Origin of the sequence: Glaciibacter kafniensis (assembly GCF_039538945.1) — a bacterium.
Taxonomy (GTDB): Bacteria; Actinomycetota; Actinomycetes; order Actinomycetales; family Microbacteriaceae; genus Cryobacterium; species Cryobacterium kafniensis.
Genome location: NZ_BAABCN010000007.1, coordinates 18,366 through 34,006, shown reverse-complemented (window position 1 = coordinate 34,006; position 15,641 = coordinate 18,366). Strand labels below are relative to the sequence as shown.

At 64.5% G+C, this 15,641-nt stretch carries 15 protein-coding genes and 1 pseudogene; 7 read left to right on the top strand and 9 right to left on the bottom strand.

Annotated elements, in window-relative coordinates:
- Positions 1 to 106 precede the first annotated feature (106 nt).
- Positions 107 to 793 carry a GntR family transcriptional regulator gene (locus tag ABD791_RS11805; protein WP_345066683.1) on the bottom strand — a complete coding sequence of 229 codons (687 nt, stop codon included), beginning with the start codon at positions 791 to 793 and terminating at the stop codon, positions 107 to 109.
- Between the two features lie 48 nt (positions 794 to 841).
- The gene (locus tag ABD791_RS11800; protein WP_345066680.1) at positions 842 to 1,762 is read right to left on the bottom strand and encodes a LysR family transcriptional regulator; all 921 of its coding nucleotides are present in this window, start codon (positions 1,760 to 1,762) and stop codon (positions 842 to 844) included.
- 129 nt (positions 1,763 to 1,891) lie between these two features.
- Here ABD791_RS11800 and hpaD point away from each other — a divergent pair, with 129 nt between their 5' ends.
- From hpaD to ABD791_RS11780, 4 genes and pseudogenes are all read left to right on the top strand, one after another.
- Positions 1,892 to 2,887 (top strand): 3,4-dihydroxyphenylacetate 2,3-dioxygenase, encoded by a 996-nt coding sequence (gene hpaD / locus ABD791_RS11795; protein WP_345066677.1) that lies wholly within the window; start codon positions 1,892 to 1,894, stop codon positions 2,885 to 2,887.
- Positions 2,888 to 3,032: 145 nt separating this feature from the next.
- A pseudogene (locus tag ABD791_RS11790) lies at positions 3,033 to 3,725 on the top strand (RraA family protein); the annotation flags it as partial.
- Positions 3,722 to 4,516, top strand: a complete 795-nt coding sequence (gene hpaH, locus ABD791_RS11785) for a 2-oxo-hept-4-ene-1,7-dioate hydratase (protein ID WP_345066673.1) — start codon at positions 3,722 to 3,724, stop codon at positions 4,514 to 4,516. The pseudogene ABD791_RS11790 and the gene hpaH, both read left to right, overlap by 4 nt.
- On the top strand, positions 4,501 to 5,304 hold the full coding sequence (locus tag ABD791_RS11780; protein WP_345066670.1) for an HpcH/HpaI aldolase family protein: 804 nt from the start codon (positions 4,501 to 4,503) through the stop codon (positions 5,302 to 5,304). Before hpaH ends, ABD791_RS11780 begins: the two co-directional genes overlap by 16 nt.
- A gap of 59 nt (positions 5,305 to 5,363) precedes the next feature.
- Here ABD791_RS11780 and purU read toward each other — a convergent pair whose 3' ends face one another.
- From purU to ABD791_RS11765, 3 genes are read right to left on the bottom strand one after another with little or no spacing between them, the layout of a single operon-like run.
- Entirely contained in the window at positions 5,364 to 6,269 is a 906-nt protein-coding gene (gene purU / locus ABD791_RS11775; protein WP_345066667.1) for a formyltetrahydrofolate deformylase, read from the bottom strand.
- Between the two features lies 1 nt (position 6,270).
- Positions 6,271 to 7,122 (bottom strand): methylenetetrahydrofolate reductase, encoded by an 852-nt coding sequence (locus ABD791_RS11770; protein ID WP_345066664.1) that lies wholly within the window; start codon positions 7,120 to 7,122, stop codon positions 6,271 to 6,273.
- Positions 7,123 to 7,136: 14 nt separating this feature from the next.
- The gene (locus ABD791_RS11765) at positions 7,137 to 8,477 is read right to left on the bottom strand and encodes an aminomethyl transferase family protein (protein ID WP_345066661.1); all 1,341 of its coding nucleotides are present in this window, start codon (positions 8,475 to 8,477) and stop codon (positions 7,137 to 7,139) included.
- 115 nt (positions 8,478 to 8,592) lie between these two features.
- Here ABD791_RS11765 and ABD791_RS11760 point away from each other — a divergent pair, with 115 nt between their 5' ends.
- Entirely contained in the window at positions 8,593 to 9,036 is a 444-nt protein-coding gene (locus ABD791_RS11760) for a MarR family winged helix-turn-helix transcriptional regulator (protein WP_345066659.1), read from the top strand.
- A gap of 155 nt (positions 9,037 to 9,191) precedes the next feature.
- Here the strand turns inward: ABD791_RS11760 and ABD791_RS11755 are convergent, their stop codons facing one another.
- Complete coding sequence (locus ABD791_RS11755; RefSeq protein ID WP_345066657.1) at positions 9,192 to 10,112, bottom strand: helix-turn-helix domain-containing protein; 921 nt, start codon at positions 10,110 to 10,112, stop codon at positions 9,192 to 9,194.
- A gap of 100 nt (positions 10,113 to 10,212) precedes the next feature.
- Between ABD791_RS11755 and ABD791_RS11750 the strand changes: the two genes are divergently transcribed.
- Both ABD791_RS11750 and ABD791_RS11745 read left to right on the top strand, forming a co-directional pair.
- Positions 10,213 to 11,694, top strand: a complete 1,482-nt coding sequence (locus tag ABD791_RS11750; protein WP_345066655.1) for an MFS transporter — start codon at positions 10,213 to 10,215, stop codon at positions 11,692 to 11,694.
- Positions 11,691 to 12,089: a DUF2255 family protein gene (locus tag ABD791_RS11745; protein WP_345066652.1), complete on the top strand. Its 399-nt coding sequence runs from the start codon at positions 11,691 to 11,693 to the stop codon at positions 12,087 to 12,089. Before ABD791_RS11750 ends, ABD791_RS11745 begins: the two co-directional genes overlap by 4 nt.
- 110 nt (positions 12,090 to 12,199) lie before the next feature.
- Here ABD791_RS11745 and ABD791_RS11740 read toward each other — a convergent pair whose 3' ends face one another.
- From ABD791_RS11740 to ABD791_RS11730, 3 genes are read right to left on the bottom strand one after another with little or no spacing between them, the layout of a single operon-like run.
- Positions 12,200 to 13,933: a CocE/NonD family hydrolase gene (locus tag ABD791_RS11740; RefSeq protein ID WP_345066649.1), complete on the bottom strand. Its 1,734-nt coding sequence runs from the start codon at positions 13,931 to 13,933 to the stop codon at positions 12,200 to 12,202.
- A gap of 10 nt (positions 13,934 to 13,943) precedes the next feature.
- Entirely contained in the window at positions 13,944 to 14,873 is a 930-nt protein-coding gene (locus ABD791_RS11735; protein ID WP_345066646.1) for an MBL fold metallo-hydrolase, read from the bottom strand.
- 13 nt (positions 14,874 to 14,886) lie between these two features.
- Positions 14,887 to 15,630, bottom strand: a complete 744-nt coding sequence (locus ABD791_RS11730; protein WP_345066643.1) for a GntR family transcriptional regulator — start codon at positions 15,628 to 15,630, stop codon at positions 14,887 to 14,889.
- Positions 15,631 to 15,641 lie beyond the last annotated feature (11 nt).

Sequence of the window (15,641 nt, the reverse complement as noted above, 5' to 3'; positions counted from 1 at the left end):
GGTCCTGACAAGCTCGACCAACGAGAGGAAGAGATAGGGCGAGACGGATGAGACGGACGAGAGCGACGAGAAGGAGAGAACTCGAGGACGACCGAGCAGTCGATCGCTAGTTGAGTACGCGGGCCGCGGCAGACGATTCGGAGCCCGACACGCTTGCCTTGTCGCGGGCGACCGCCTCGATCGTGTTGATCTCGTGACGCCGCGTGGCCGTCTCGATCATCTCTTGAGTGGCACCGCCCTCGATGAGGTCGAGAATCGCGTCGTGCTCAGCGAGTGAGGCGAGTGCCCGCCCCGGTGCGTACCAGAACGCGGAACGGCGGATGAGTTCCAGGCGCGCCCACTCTGACTCCACCAAATCGTTGAGTCGGGCATCATCGCACTTGGACCAGAGCAGCTCATGGAACTGTCGATTGAGCACACCGAACCGATTGGGATCGAAATTCGCCAGCGCGTCACCCATATCGCGATTCAGCGCCCTGGCGTGCGCAATATCCTCAGGTGTCAGATGCTCGGACGAGAGCGCCGTCGCGAGAGCACCGAGCCGCGCGAGCAACCGCATCGTGCGCTCCCAAGACTCAGTGTCGAACGTCTTGACCACAGCTCCGGCGTTTTGAACGAAGTCAACCCAGCCCTCGGCCTCGAGACGGCGCAGCGATTCACGCCACGGAACGGAGCTGATGTTGTACTCGCGAGTCAACTGGTCGATCACCAAGCGCTTACCCGGCCCGTAGGTGCCGTCCATGACCCGCTCTTTCAGGATCTGGTAGGCCTGCTCGGCTTTGCTGACGACCATCCACGTGCCCCTTTCGACGCGTCCCCGAGGGCGCACAGATCCTACACATTATCGCATATGATCCGGCCGATTCCCAGATATTCGCTCAAGCAATCGCGCGATTGCCGCGTTGCCTGTCGCGCCGCTGCGAGCAAGCACGAACGCTTGGAGCGGCTCCGGCTCCGGCGCGAGACGCCTCACGGTCAGATTGAATCGACTGAGACTGGCGCGGTCGGGATCGGGCAGGATGGCGACCGCGACGCCCGCTTCGATCAGTGGGATGCAGGTCTGGATGGTCTCAACAGTGCGTATCGACGCCGGCGTCACACCGTAGCGGCGGAATGCGTTCTCGACCGCCTCCGGCAGGCTGGGCACGGCTGCCGTCCGGCGCGGAAGCAGCACGACCTTCCCGCTGAACGCCTCGAGCGGCAGGGGGTCAGGAGCGTCGGATGCATCAGGCGGAAGCGCCGCGACCAGCGGGATCTCCCCCCAGTCGACGATGTCCAGAGATCCGCGATGCCGCTGCGCGAACCGTTTCGGATCGGCGACCATGATCGCGGCAAGGTCTGCGGTGCGCTGCTGAAGCATGTCAATCGCAGCCCAGGGCGGCGGATCCACAAGACGGATTTCCACATCGGGCGCATGAGTCGCGTACGCACGCAGCAGTTGCGGCACCCGATGCCACATGAGCACCGGAACCGCCGCCATCGTCAGCGACCCCGCTGTGCCGGCACCGAACCTGCCGAGCGCCGACACGACGTCATCGATCTCGCCCAGAATCCGCGACGAGGCGTCGAGCAGATAGCGGCCGGCGCCGGTGGGCTCGACTCCACGTGGCGTGCGCACGAGGAGCGGCACACCGACTTCGGACTCGAGCTTCGCGATCGCAACGCTCAGCGGCGGCTGCGAGATGTGCAACTGGATGGCGGCAGCCGTGAAAGAACCGGCCTCGACAACGGCGTTGAAGTAGCGGAGATGACGGAGCTCCATGTCGCAAAGTATACCGAGCTGAACGCTATAGCTTTTGGCTATGGCCCTCAGAGCGAAACGATAGTTCTGCTCCGAGCTTCCGGCTGCGATGCTGACAGCGTCAGTCACCCATCCAGTCAGGAGCCGTCGATGCTGCCGAAGACCAACTTCACCCCACCGTTCGCCATCACCCGCGCCAGCCATGTTTCGCTCGCGGTCACCGATCTTGAACGGAGCCGAGACTTTTACCGCGACGTCATCGGCCTCGTCGTGACCGAGGAGACCGACGACGCGATCTACTTGCGCGGCCTCGAAGAGGCGGCGCACCACAGTCTCGTTCTCGGGCGCGGCGCCGAGGCGAAAGCCCTCCGTGTCGGCCTGCGCGTGCGCACCGACGAAGACATCCTCGCCGCCGAAAAGCACTTCGCTGAGGTTGGCATCGAACACCAACGGGTTGAGAAACCCCATCAGGGCCCAACCCTGCAGTTTCGCGACCCCGTCGGAACACACATGGAACTCACCTCGTCGATGGATGTCGTGCCGCGCAAGATGCAAAACTTCAACGAGTTCGTCGGAGGAGCTCCGCAGCGCCTCGACCACTACCAGGTCGTCACCTACGACGTTCAGGCCGCGACCGACTTCTGGACCGGCCTGGGCATGCGCATGTCGGAGTACACCGCGACCGACGGAACCGACGAGCTCTGGGGCTCCTGGATGGAAGTCAAGGGAAACACCCACGACCTGGTCTTCACCAACGGCCGCGGCCCCCGCCTTCACCACTTCGCCTATGCAGTTCCCGATGGATCCTCCCTCCTCCACGCCGCTGACGTCGCCGGCGCTCTCGGTTTCGGCGACGAGATCGACAGAGGCCCCGGTCGTCACGGGATCAGCAATGCGCTGTTCCTCTATCTGCGTGATCCAGACCAGCACCGTGTCGAGCTGTTCAACACCCACTACCAGTTCATCGACTTGGAGACCCCACCCATCCGTTGGGATACCAGCAACGCGCGGCGCGCTCAGCTCTGGGGTATGCCGGCCTCTCGTCGTTGGTTCTATGAAGCCAGCGAATTTCCCGGCGAGCCGGTCAACGAACCACAGTTGATGGCCGGCCCTGGCACCCTCGAGGACTACCTCGGACTGCACTGATTTCGGCAGCCGGCCGCGCATGCGCAGCCGCCCGTCAGATCTCGCACAACTCCAGAACCGCATCGTCAGGTGCAGAACACGATCAAGGAATCTCGCAATGAGTATTGAAACCCCCGCACCCGAACAGACAAACACCCATACCGGCGCACTCACCGCGGAACTGCACGCGAAGCTCCTGGCCACACCGGTGGCCGGTCTGTCTGCTCAACTCCGTAAGCGCGGCTTGAACACGATGACGATCGACGGCGTGCGTCCGCTGCATCCGACGGCGAAACTGGTCGGCATTGCCGCGACCCTGCGATTCGTTCCGGGTCGCGAAGACCTGTTCATCAGCCACGGCGGCGGCTACAACGCGCAGAAGCGCGCGTTCGACGCGGTGAAGAACGGCGAAGTCATCGTCATTGAGGCGCGCGGCGAGGCGGGCTCTGGCACGCTCGGCGACATTCTCGCAATTCGGGCCCACGCACGCGGGGCGGCCGGCATCGTGACCGACGGCGGCATTCGCGACTGCGACGCGATCGCTGCGGTGGGAATCCCCGTGTATTCCAAAGGGGCGCATCCCGCTGTGCTCGGCCGCAAGCACGTGCCGTGGGATGCCGGCATCACGATCGCCTGTGGCGGCACGACGGTGCAACCCGGCGACATCATCGTCGGCGACGCCGATGGGGTCATCGTCATCCCTCCCGCCATCGCGGATGAGATCGTTGATGCCGCTCTCGCCCAAGAAGAGGAGGATGCGTGGGTCGCCGCCCGGGTCGGCGAGGGCAACCCCATCGAGGGATTGTTCCCGATGAACGCCGACTGGCGAGCGCGTTTCAAGCAGGAGCGCGAGCGATGACGGCGACGCTTGACCCGGCGACCATCACCGCCATCGCTGATGAGCTCGCCGCCGCCGAGCGCGACCGCACGACAGTGCCGCTCCTGACCGCGCGCCATCCCTGCATGACGGTCGACGACTCGTATGCCGTTCAGAACGAGTGGCGCCGTCGCGGCGTCGCGGCCGGGCGACGTCTCGTCGGGCGCAAAATCGGCCTGACCTCGAAGGTCATGCAGGTGGCGACGGGGATCAGCGAGCCCGACTACGGAGCGATCTTCGCTGATTCCGTGTTCGAGAACGGCGCCGTCATCGACCACGACCGGTTTTCGAACGTGCGCATCGAGGTCGAGCTCGCGTTCGTGCTGGCCGAGCCGCTGGAAGGCCCGAATGTCACGGTATTCGATGTGCTGAAGGCGACCGAGTATGTCGTGCCGGCACTGGAGATTCTGTCGTCACGAATCGAGCTGGCCGGGCGCACGATCGTCGACACGATCAGTGACAATGCGGCATTCGGTGGCCTCATTTACGGTGGCAACCCGATGAGGGCCGACGCACTCGACCTGCGCTGGGTTTCTGCGCTGCTGTACCGCAACGAGGTGATTGAGGAGTCGGGGGTCGCCGCCGCTGTGCTGAATCATCCGGCCACCGGTGTGGCGTGGCTCGCGAACAAGCTCGCGCAGCACGGCGACCGACTCGAAGCCGGCGAGATCGTGCTCGCCGGCTCGTTCACCCGGCCGATGTGGGTGGAGAAGGGTGACACCGTGTTCGCCGACTACCGAGAAATGGGGACCATCACATGCCGGTTCATCTGACTCCCACACTCCGGGATGCCCTCGGTGCGGCATCCCGGCCGCTGGCCGGCATCTGGGTCTGTTCTGGCAGCTCTCTCGTCGCTGAGATCGTGGCGGGGTCTGGCATCGACTGGTTGCTGATCGACCAGGAGCATGGCCCCAATGATCTCCAGTCCACTCTTCTCCAGCTGCAGGCGGTAGCCGCCTATCCCGTCACTCCGGTCGTTCGCGTGCCGTCCGACGATTTTGTCGCTATCAAACAGGTTCTCGACCTCGGGGCACAAAACCTCCTCGTGCCCATGGTCTCCTCCGCCGCACAAGCGGAGGATATTGTGCGCGCCATCCGCTACCCGCCGCTGGGCATTCGTGGAGTGGGATCCGCGCTGGCCAGGAGCGCACGCTGGAACCGCATCGACGACTATTTGCTCGATGCTGACCGGCATGTGTCGCTTTTCGTGCAGATCGAAACGGCGGCCGGCGTCGACGCCGCGGCCGAAATCGCCGCCGTGGACGGCGTCGACGGAGTGTTCGTCGGGCCATCCGACCTCGCCGCGTCCATGGGCCTACTCGGTCAGCAAACGCATCCCGACGTGATCGCCGCCGTGCTGCGCGCGTTCGAGGCGGTGCTTCAAGCCGGCAAGCCGGTCGGTGTCAACGCCTTCGACCCGGCCATGGCGCAGCGCTACCTCGACGCCGGGGCCAGCTTCGTGCTCGTCGGAGCAGATGTCGCGATGCTGGCTCGGGGCTCGGAAACGCTCGCGGCCCGATTCGGGTCGACCGCAGAGCAGCGCGAGACGGATTCGTATTAGAACGGATTCGTGTGAGTACGACGCTCGAGTTGCCAGGCTTCATCGCACTGATGCCCCGCTTAGGAGAACACGACAGTGTGGTTGCCGGTGCGGATGATGCGATCCTCGATGTGCCACTGAATGGCGCGGGCGAGAACCGAGCGTTCGACATCCGCTCCCCGACGCTGGAGGTCCGCCACGGTTTCTCCGTGTGTGACGCGCACCACATCTTGTTCGATGATCGGCCCCTCGTCCAAGTCCTCTGTCACGTAGTGCGCGGTCGCTCCGATGAGCTTGACGCCGCGCTCCTTTGCCTTGGCATAGGGGCCGGCGCCGATGAAGGCGGGCAGGAACGAGTGGTGGATGTTGATGATGGGCACGCCCACCTCGCGAATGAAGTCACCAGAGACGATCTGCATGTACCGCGCCAGCACGATGAGGTCCACGTTGCCGGTGAGGAGTCGCAGATGTTCGGCCTCCGCGGCTGATTTGTCGGGCCCAGCCGATGGCACGAGAAAGAAGGGGATGCCGAAGCTGCGCACATCGTCGGCGGTGTCGGGATGGTTGGAGATCACCATGGAAATCGTGATGGGCAGCTCCCCGCGCCGCTGGCGCCAGAGAAGCTCGAGCAAGCAGTGATCCGATTTCGAGACGAAGATCGCGACGCGTTTCAGCGCGGACAGCGCCCGCAGCGTGAAGTCGAGTTCGAAGTCACTCCTGAGCACTTGTGCCAGGTCTGCCTCGACCTTCTCGAGGGCGACTTTCATCGGCTCGAGCGTAAAAACGGTGCGCTGAAAGAACTCTCCACCCTCTGGGTTGTCGGAGTACTGGTCCAACGAAACGATGTTCGCGTTGTGCCTTGACAGCACCGCGCCGACGGCCGCCACGATTCCGGGACGATCCTTGCCGTGAATGATGAGGGTGGCCTGCTCCTCTGTCGACGGTGTCGTCGATGGGACATACCTCGTCTCCTGGGTGATCGTCATCTCAGCGCTCCAATCGAAAATCGGCGATCCAGTCGGAGGTCGCCTTCAGCCCGCCAAATGTGTAGAAGTGCAGTTGCAATTCACCGTGCATCTCGCGGTCATAGCGCTCCGCAAGTGCGCGCAGAAACGTGTCCGGCCCGGCGGTGCCGAGGAGGTTCGTGAGCGAAAACCCATACTTCTTCGCAATCCCCGCGCTCGCTCCGACACCGAATCGCGCGGCATAGCTGAGGAGTCGCTTGACACCGGCGACGCCGGGAACGCCGATTCGGATGGGAAGATCGATGCCTCGCGCACGAACGGCTTCAACCCATGCGATGACGGCATCGACGTCGAACCCGAACTGGGTCAGGATGACGCCGGGCAGGTTCTGCGCCTGCAGCGCCGCAGATTTTGCTTCGAGTGCCGTCCAGAGGGCCCGGTTCGAGATGTCGGGATGCCCCTCCGGGTATCCGGAGATGCCGACATGCTCCACGCCGAACCGCTCGAGGATGCCCGAACGGATCACCGCAAGCGATTCCCCATAGGGGCCGACGGGAATCGCCGGATCACCGCCGACGACGAAGACGTCGCGACTGGCCCCCTCGGCCTGCAGCGCACCGAGGAACTCCTCAAGCATGGCCGGGGAGTGGAGGCGACGCGCGGAGATATGGGGCACGGGGGTGAATCCGAGCCGGAGCACGGCGCGGGCCGCGTTGAGGCGCATCTCGAGATCTTCGTTGCCGAGAAACGTCACGTTGATGCGGGTGCCAGGGGGAATGCTGTCTCGCGCCGCTTCGAGCTTCTCGACGTCCTTCCCCGTCATCTCGAGCGAGAAATCCTGCAGGAGGCCGGCTGCCGTGGGGTGTGCATTCACGAATCTGACCGGCATCAGACGGTCACGTTGCTGCGGTACTGCGTGCGGGCAAAATCGTCGAGTGGTGACGCCTGTACTGTCGCTCGGATCCTCGGGAATCCGAGATCGGCGTCGGTGTCGGTGCCCTCACCGGGGTGCTCTCCCCAGACAACCGTCACCTCGGACCCCGGCTCTGCGAACTTCTTGTCGACGAGAGCGAGCGACATGATGGTGCCCATCGGGGCGATCGATGAGGTCCAGAATGTCATGCCGGCCAGCTCGCCGTGATTCTCGATGCGGTGCCTGGCATAGGTGAGGTGATAGTCGAGGCCGTCTCCGAACACGCTGCGCACGTCGTCGAGGTTGAACACGAGCGTGACGCGGGTTCTGGTCACGGTGTCTTTCGCCGCCAGCAGTGCGTCGCGACCGATGAAGTCGTGGTTGAACGAGAGCGAGCGACCGTAGCCGAGTTCCCACGGGGACAGGTAGTAGTCCTCAATGTTCGGAGAGAAATAGCTTCCGTTGAGCGGCTTCTGACCTTCGTAGGAGAAGAGGGAGAGCCAGGTGCGGTAGTGCGCCAACGACGGGTCCGTGTAGATCGCAGGGGTCGGCGTCGGTATCCAGCCGCTCTCGATGCCGTTGGTGAAATAGGCAAGACCGCCGACAAGGGTGAGGCCGAATGGCTCTCCCGCGTTCATGAGCGCCTCCTTCACGACGCCGGAGTCGCGGTAGTCGCCGATGAACTCATAGCCGGCTTGGCCGGCCATCCCGTGTCGAAGGGCTCGAACCTGCTTTCCCGCAAGCGTGACGATCGTGGAGTGGAAGAACTTCGTCGTCGGCAGGGGGCCGCCGAATGCACGCTCGACGAGGTCCATCGCGAGCGGCCCTTGGATCTGGTACCGGAAGAGTGCCGGATCAGAGTCCGTGCGAACGGATGAGTCGGGATCAGTGCTGAACTGCACGTTGTATCCACCGGTCTCGGCGTGGTACTTCACCCAGCTCTGTGCCGCAGGAACACCGCTCAGTGTGTACCGGTGTTCTGCCTCACGCAGAAGGATGCCGTCGACGATGATGTTGCCATCCGGGGCGACGGGAATGAACTGCTTCGCCTGGTCAACGGCGAAATTCTCGTAATTATTGGCGCTGACGGCCTGCAGCAGTCGCGTGCTGTCCGGGCCCTCGAACACCGTATCGGACATGTGATACGAGAGATCGAACAGTGCGACACCGGACCGCCACGCTTCCTGCTCGTCGCCCCAGCCCGTGTACTCAGGCTTCACGACCGGCACGGACCAGGGCGCAGCGCCTGGCTTCCACAGAAGATTCATGGCCGATCCTGCTTTGTCGATTCCGTCTTGAACGCTGGGCGTTGTCATCGGATAAGTCCTCTCGTCATTGAGACACGTGGTGCGAATGGATGTCGCGCGTCGAGTTGCCGACGCGCTATCTAGTTATGAAAACATACATTGATTGCCCTCGTAGACTACACAGGTGAGCGAAGATCGCGCGATAGCTGATGACGAGATGGCCGATCTCGCCGATACGATCCTGATGATCGCCAAGAAGCTGGCGCTCCGCGGGCAAGACCAACGGGTGATCGTTCCGCTCACGGGAACCGAAGTCCAGGTCGTTCGAGAAGTCGAACGTCACCCTCGATCGACCCCGACCGAAATCGCCGCGGCGACCGGGCTCCGCCGCAGCAACGTGAGCGCAGCCATCCGCACGCTCGAGGCCCAGGGCATGGTGACGCGCGTGCAGGCCGCCGATGATGCGAGGTCAGTGGAACTGATCGCCACCGATTTTGCCGTCGAGAACATGGAACGCATTCGCGCACTCTGGGTCTCGCGACTTCGTGCAGTTCCCGAGGCGGATCTGGCCGCGGCGACCGCTGCTCTCGGAGCGCTCCAAGCCGTCGAACGTCATCTCGCCCACTAGCATTTCACGGGCGTTGGAGCGTTTCGAGGATCGCTCTGCCGCCATCCACTGGTAGCGGCAGCGCATCTGTTCGGTGTTCGCGCACGACTCAGAATTTTCGGCCGCTCACTGCAGCATTCGACTGCGACCGTTTCCGGGATCGCAGTCGGGCGCAGTCATGCCGTGAGCGAAGCGGATGCCTCGGTCGGTGCGTGTCCCGGCCACCCCGGGGCATCTGTGGTCGCCGCCCAACTGGCGAGCAGTCGAAGCCGCTCGGCACTTCTCGAGCCAGGTTCGGCCGTGTACGCGAACAGCGTCAGCCCTGGGTCAGCCGGCAGCTCCATCGCCTCGTAGGCGAGCTCGAGGTCGCCGACCACCGGGTGGTGCAGGCGTTTCACGCCCGTGCGGTGAAAACGCACATGGTGGTCGGCCCAGCGGATGCGGAACTCCTCACTCTGCGTCGACAGCTCCTCAATCAGAGCGGCCAAAGCGCGGTCGCTTGGGTTGCGGCCCGCCGTGCTGCGCAAGATAGCACCGAGGTCGTTCGCTCCGTGCTCCCAGTCAGGATAGAACTCGCGCGAGGCCGGATCAAGAAACACGAACCGCGCATTGTTCGCCGCGTTCGCGGGGTTGGCGAACAGCGCGGAGTAGAGCGCCGAGCCCAGCTCGTTAGCGGCCAGAAAATCCATTCGCTCGTTACGGATCCACGCCGGGGCACCGACCCAGGCGTCGAGGAGCCGCTGCACGCTTGGGCGCACATGCTGCGGTTGGGGCCTCGGCTCTGGCGCCACCGCCCGGCGGAGCGCGGGGCTCTCACGGGCAGCGCGGGCGAGATCGAAGAGGTACGCGATCTCCGCATCGTCGAGCTGCAGCGCTCGGGCAATCGCAGCGAGCACCTCATCGGACACCCCGTTGAGGGTGCCGCGCTCGAGTCGCGCGTAATAGTCGACGCTCACCCCTGCGATGATCGCGACCTCTTCGCGGCGGAGGCCTGGCACTCGACGCTGCCCACCGTACGCATAGAGATCTGCCTGATCGGGGCTGATCCTCGCCCGACGGGTGCGCAGAAAGTCGCTGATCTCGGCGCTGTTGTCCATGCATCAACCGTACGTCTGCGCTGGCCGCTGTGGGAGGCACTGGCAGTACGTGGATCAACGAGAACTCCCGCGGCCGACGCATTCGGCGTTGCATGGATGCATGCGACAAGAACGAACAGCGGGTCTCCCCCACCCGAGCGCGATCCTGGCAATCATCCTGGTCAGCTACTTCATGATCCTTCTCGACAACTCGATCATCTTCACCGGGCTTCCCCACATTCAGAAAGAGATGGGGCTCTCGGCGACCGGGCTGGCCTGGGTTCAGGATGCCTACACTCTCGTTTTCGGCGGATTCCTCCTGCTCGGCGCCCGCGCGGGCGATCTCCTCGGCCGACGTCGGGTCTTCGTCGTCGGGCTCGCGGTGTTTTCCGCCGCGTCGCTGCTGATCGTGGTGGCGCCCGCCGGCTGGTGGCTGATCGCCGCCCGCGCCCTCCAGGGAATCGGGGCGGCAATCGTCGCTCCCTCGTCGTTGTCGCTTCTCACCGCAAGTTTTCCCGAGGGTCGAGAGCGCACCCGCGCCGTCGCCTGGTACGGCGCCACCGCGGGCATCGGCGCCAGTCTCGGCTTGGTCATCGGCGGAGCACTTGCGAACTGGATCTCGTGGCGCGCCGGCTTCTTCATCAACGTGCCCATCGGCATCCTGATGATCGTGCTCGCTCCCCGTTTCGTGCCGGAAACCCCGCGAGCCACCGGACGCTTCGATCTGATCGGCGCGATCACCGCGACGCTCGGCATGGGCGCGCTGGTCTTCGGCGTCATCTCATCGGCCGATCTGGGCTGGGGCTCCCCCGAGACGATCGTCTCCCTCGCCGCCGGCGTGATTCTGCTCGCTCTCTTCGTGTTCACAGAGTGGCGCGCACAGCAGCCGATCATGCCGCTGCGACTCTTCGCCAGCCGCGAGCGCTCCGGCGCCTACCTTGCACGCCTGCTGTATCTCGGCGCGATGATCGGGTTCTTCTACTTCACCACCCAGTTTCTGCAGGGAGTACTCGGCTACAACCCGATGCAGGCCGGTCTGGCATTCTTGCCGATGACGGTCGTGAACTTCGCCATCGCCCTGCTGATTCCGCGCTTGCGGTCGCGGTTCAGCAACGCGGCGCTACTCACCGTCGGCGTCGCCCTGACCCTCGCCGGAATGGTGCTGCTGAGCCGAGTCGGCGTCGACAGTTCGTACCTCAGCGCGGTCGCACTGCCCATGGTGCTGCTCGGAGTCGGGCAGGGCCTGGCATTCGCGCCCCTCACCTCGGCCGGAATCGCGGGTGTCACCGCAACGGATGCCGGCGCCGCGTCAGGACTCGTCAACACCGCCCACCAGCTCGGGAGCGCTCTCGGAATCGCGGTGCTCGTCACGGTGTCCGCCAACGCGGGTTCCGGGAGTGGGGCCGTCGCCTCCCTCGCCGCCCAGGTCAGCAGCGCCTTAACCGCCGGCAGCGTCTTGCTCGCGCTCTGCCTGCTCACCGCGCTCGCGTTGATCGTTCCCGCCGAGATCGCTGCCCGTCGTGCTAACGTCCCGCACGTCAGCGCCACTCGCGACCCGCGGCATCCGCCCCTCACACTCGCTCACCGAAAGGACACCCCATGACGGCCTGGACCCCCGACGAACTCACCCGCATTGGCCGCGCCGAAGAACTTCAGGTCGCCTCCCGCCGAACCGACGGCACGCTACGCCCCTTCGTGACGATCTGGGTCGTTCGCGTAGGCGACGACATCTGTGTGCGTTCGGCCTACGGGCCGGGTAACCCGTGGTTCGTGCGCGCGCAGGCCAGTGGAACCGGGCGAATCCGTGCGGGCGGTGTCGAGCGCGATGTTGCTTTCGTCACTCTCAACGCACGGGCGGATGCGGCGGATGCCGACGCGCACGCGGCCATCGACGCCGCGTACCACGCCAAGTACGACCGCTACGGGCCCACGATCGTGAACACCGTCGTCGGACCTCTGGTCACAGCGACGACGCTGCGCCTGATTCCCACCGACTGACGGGTCGCCCCGGCGTGGCGGAGGCACCGAGCATCGCCGCTGATGCTCAGAATCGCCGTTCCACCCTTACATCTCGGCAGAAACGGCGATTCTCGGCGGGCGGCAGCGGGTTACTGCTCCGTCGCCACGTTGGTCGTCGTGAACGGCAGCACCAGTCGGGACTGGTGGGCCGAGTCACGGTAGACCTTGTGCGTGACCGGGCGTCCCACCGGCAGGTGGAAGGCATCCGGTGGCAACAGCGCATTGTGCTCGTCGGCCAGCGGCTCGTTGTTCGAGAGCTCGACCACCATCCGGTGACCGGGCAGGAAGGTGTTCGCGAACGGGTACAAGCGCAGCACATACTCCTCGATCACGCCCGGCTCCACCGGAACTACGCGGTTGTGCGGGTGATACGGGCTGCCCTCGGTCGTGCGCTCGTCAAGCTCGCGATGCGACGCCTTGAGGTACCCGGTGGTGATCAGCTGACGCTTGCCATTCGGCGCCGCATCCCAGATGCGCATGATCAAGTTCGTGTCTGGCTGGTCGATCTCCACGAACAGGTGCGCGGCACCGGTTCCGATCATCTCGCACGCCTGCTCGAACGGCTCCGTGCTCCAGTCGATGATCTCCACCTTGTCGGTCACCGTCAACGGCGCCTGATAGAAACCATCCGGAGCGGCATACTCCGACCCCATCAGCTCCGGCTCGAACGAGAGCTTGCGACGCGGGCGCAGATAGAGAGCCTTGTACTCGATCGGCTTCGGCGGCCACTGATCCGCCGTCACGGTCTCCCGCGAACCCTCGACGAACACCGACACGGCCGGTTCGTCCATGACGCCGTTGTCGATGCCCTTGATCCAGTAGTCGTACCAGCGGAACATCTTCTCGTGTTCCTCGATGAAGGGGCGCGACTGCATCGGCGGGTACGGACCAATATCAAGCTTCTTTGGGCCCTTCAGGCTCTCGAAGAGCTCGATCGTGCCATCCAGGGTCCAGCCGCGGCCCTGATCGAGCTGCACCCAGACCGGGATGTCGATGTTCGGCGCGAGCGTGATCGGGTTGCGCTCTTTGTACCACTCACCGTCGAGCTCGTTCATGGCGATGTCGAACCAGGCCTCATGGTTCTTCGGGTAGTTCAACACATGGAACAGGTTCGGCCAGGCCGCGACATCGGGGTCCTGGAGACGCCGGTCGACCAGTACCTTCAGCTCCTCTGGCGAATACTTCTCAATCATCCGCGACTTCACACCATCGGTGAACGCCCAACCGGAGTCGCCACCCCGCCCCTCACGCGCGGCACGCGGCATCAGCCACATGATCCCACCGTGATAGGTCGTCTCGTAGAAGTCGTAGTGACCGCCCGAGACGAAGATCGCCTTCAGCGATGGCGGGCGCTCGGCCGCGGCCAGCACCTGCATCGAACCGAAGTAGGAGATGCCGATCATGCCGACGTTGCCGTCACACCACGGCTGCGCCGCCACCCACTCAATGAAATCGTAGGCGTCTTGCCCGAGCGACACCCCGCCGGCGTTGTAATTGCCGATGTGCTCGCCCTCTGAGGCGCCTGACCCGCGCAGGTCACCGATGACGTGCACGTAGTCTTCCTGCACGACCCGGGCGATGTCGCCGGCCTCGATGCAGCCATCCCACATCGGGCTGGGCCGGCGCTGCGGCGGCATCGTCAAAGCGAGGGCTTGCAGCTCTTTGCCGTAGGGGCTGAGCGCGACCAGCGCGGGCCGCGGCTTATCAACGGTGCCTTGATAGGCATCCGCCGCGAGCTCGATGCCGTCGCGCATCGGCACGCGCAGGTTCTTGCGCACGGCGATGTCCTGCTCGCCCGCCCGGATGGTGTGAAAGTCAGCCATGTCGGATCGCTCAGTTCTTCTGGTCAAAGTGGGTGACGTATGCGTTCATAGTTGTGAAGAAGGGCGCGGGCTCGAGCGTCGGGTCTCCGACGTAGCCCAGTTGGCTCGCGACGCTCTCGAACGGCGAAAAGGGTGAATCTGTCTCTTTCAGACCCGCCTGCAGAGACGGAAGTACGACGTCGCGAATCCTCGCCTCATTGTCGAGGCTGCCCTGAATGGCCTCAAGCGCGTCGGCCGCGTCGAGAACTTCGGGAAACGGGCTGCCGTCGGCCCGTCGGTATGGATGCCCGAGGTAGAGCCGCTCAGGACGAACGACATCGCGCAGGTTTTCGAGGCTCGCACGGTATCGGTCGGGATCCTCGTAACCCGGAAAACCGCTCGCCGCCCCGTAGGCCTGCACTGCGTCGCCGACGAACACATCGCCCGTGCCTTCAACGACGTAGGCGAGAGCCCCTTCCGTGTGCCCCGGGATGGAATGAACGCCAATGCGCACACCATTGCCCAGATCGAGGGTCTCACCGCCGTCAACCACCACTGTCGGCTCCATCTCACCGCCGATGGCCTCGTGAAGCAGCGCACGTTCCTTCGCTTCACCATCCGGGTCACTCAGCCAACGACCGCGACCCTCACGCCACTCCTGCACATGGGCCTCGCGCGAACGCAAGAACGGAACATCCGATCGGTGGATGACGACTTCGGCCTGACGCCCGGTCAGCTCCCAGAGCCCGAAAGCGCCGCCCATGTGGTCGATGTGCCCGTGCGTGAGAAGGATCCAGCGCACGTCCTCAATGCGACGACCGATCGCCTCGAGCCCTGCACGCATACCCTCGGGAGACTCGGTTACACCGGTATCGATGATCGCCGGCTCTGGGCCATCAATGTAGAAGCTGCGCAGGCTGAATCGCCCCCACGGCGCGACCAGCGGATGGATGGCGGTCATCGAGTTCTCCTTGCTAGATATCGGAAATAAAGGTGTGCTTGATGGTGTCGGCATGATCGGCGAGACGCCGCCAAATGACCGGACGCCCCTCGCGGGTGCGCATCACCGTCTCCAAGACGAGCACCGGGTCGCCCTCCGCTATTGCAAGCGCCGAGGCCTCCTGCGCCGACGCCGCGCTCGCCCACACCCGATGCTCGCTGCGCGCCACACGAACGCCGTGTGCCCGTTCGAGCAACTCGATCGCCGATCCTGCCGACTCGAGCTCCGTGGGCGTTGGAAGAAAGTCGCTAGGACTACGCAGATAAACGCGGGCTAGGGACAGCGGCTGTCCGTTGGCAAATATGCGCCGGGTGAAGATGAGAACCGTTTCCTCCGCTTCGAGCCCGAGGCCGTCGGCGACTTCCCGGGGCGGAACGGCGCGGTGCACATCGGACACTTCCGACGACGGATTCATCCCCAGGTCGGCGAGGTAGCCGACGAGTCCACCGACCTGCAGCGTTGCTGGTCGCTCAAAATCCATTCGCTGTACGGGGAACGTGCCCTTGGACCGTTCGCGATAGACAAGGCCGTCCTGCACGAGTTCGTGGAGCGCCTGCCGCACCGTTGCCCGGCTCACATGAAACCGCTCGGTGAGCGTCTGTTCGGTCATCGCCCCCGCACCGGCACCCTCGGCTTCGATCTCGGTCGCGAGTATCTGCTTGATCTGCAGATACAGGGGAACCCCCGACCTGCGGTCGATCTGCGATGCTTCCGTCACGACGTGCTCCG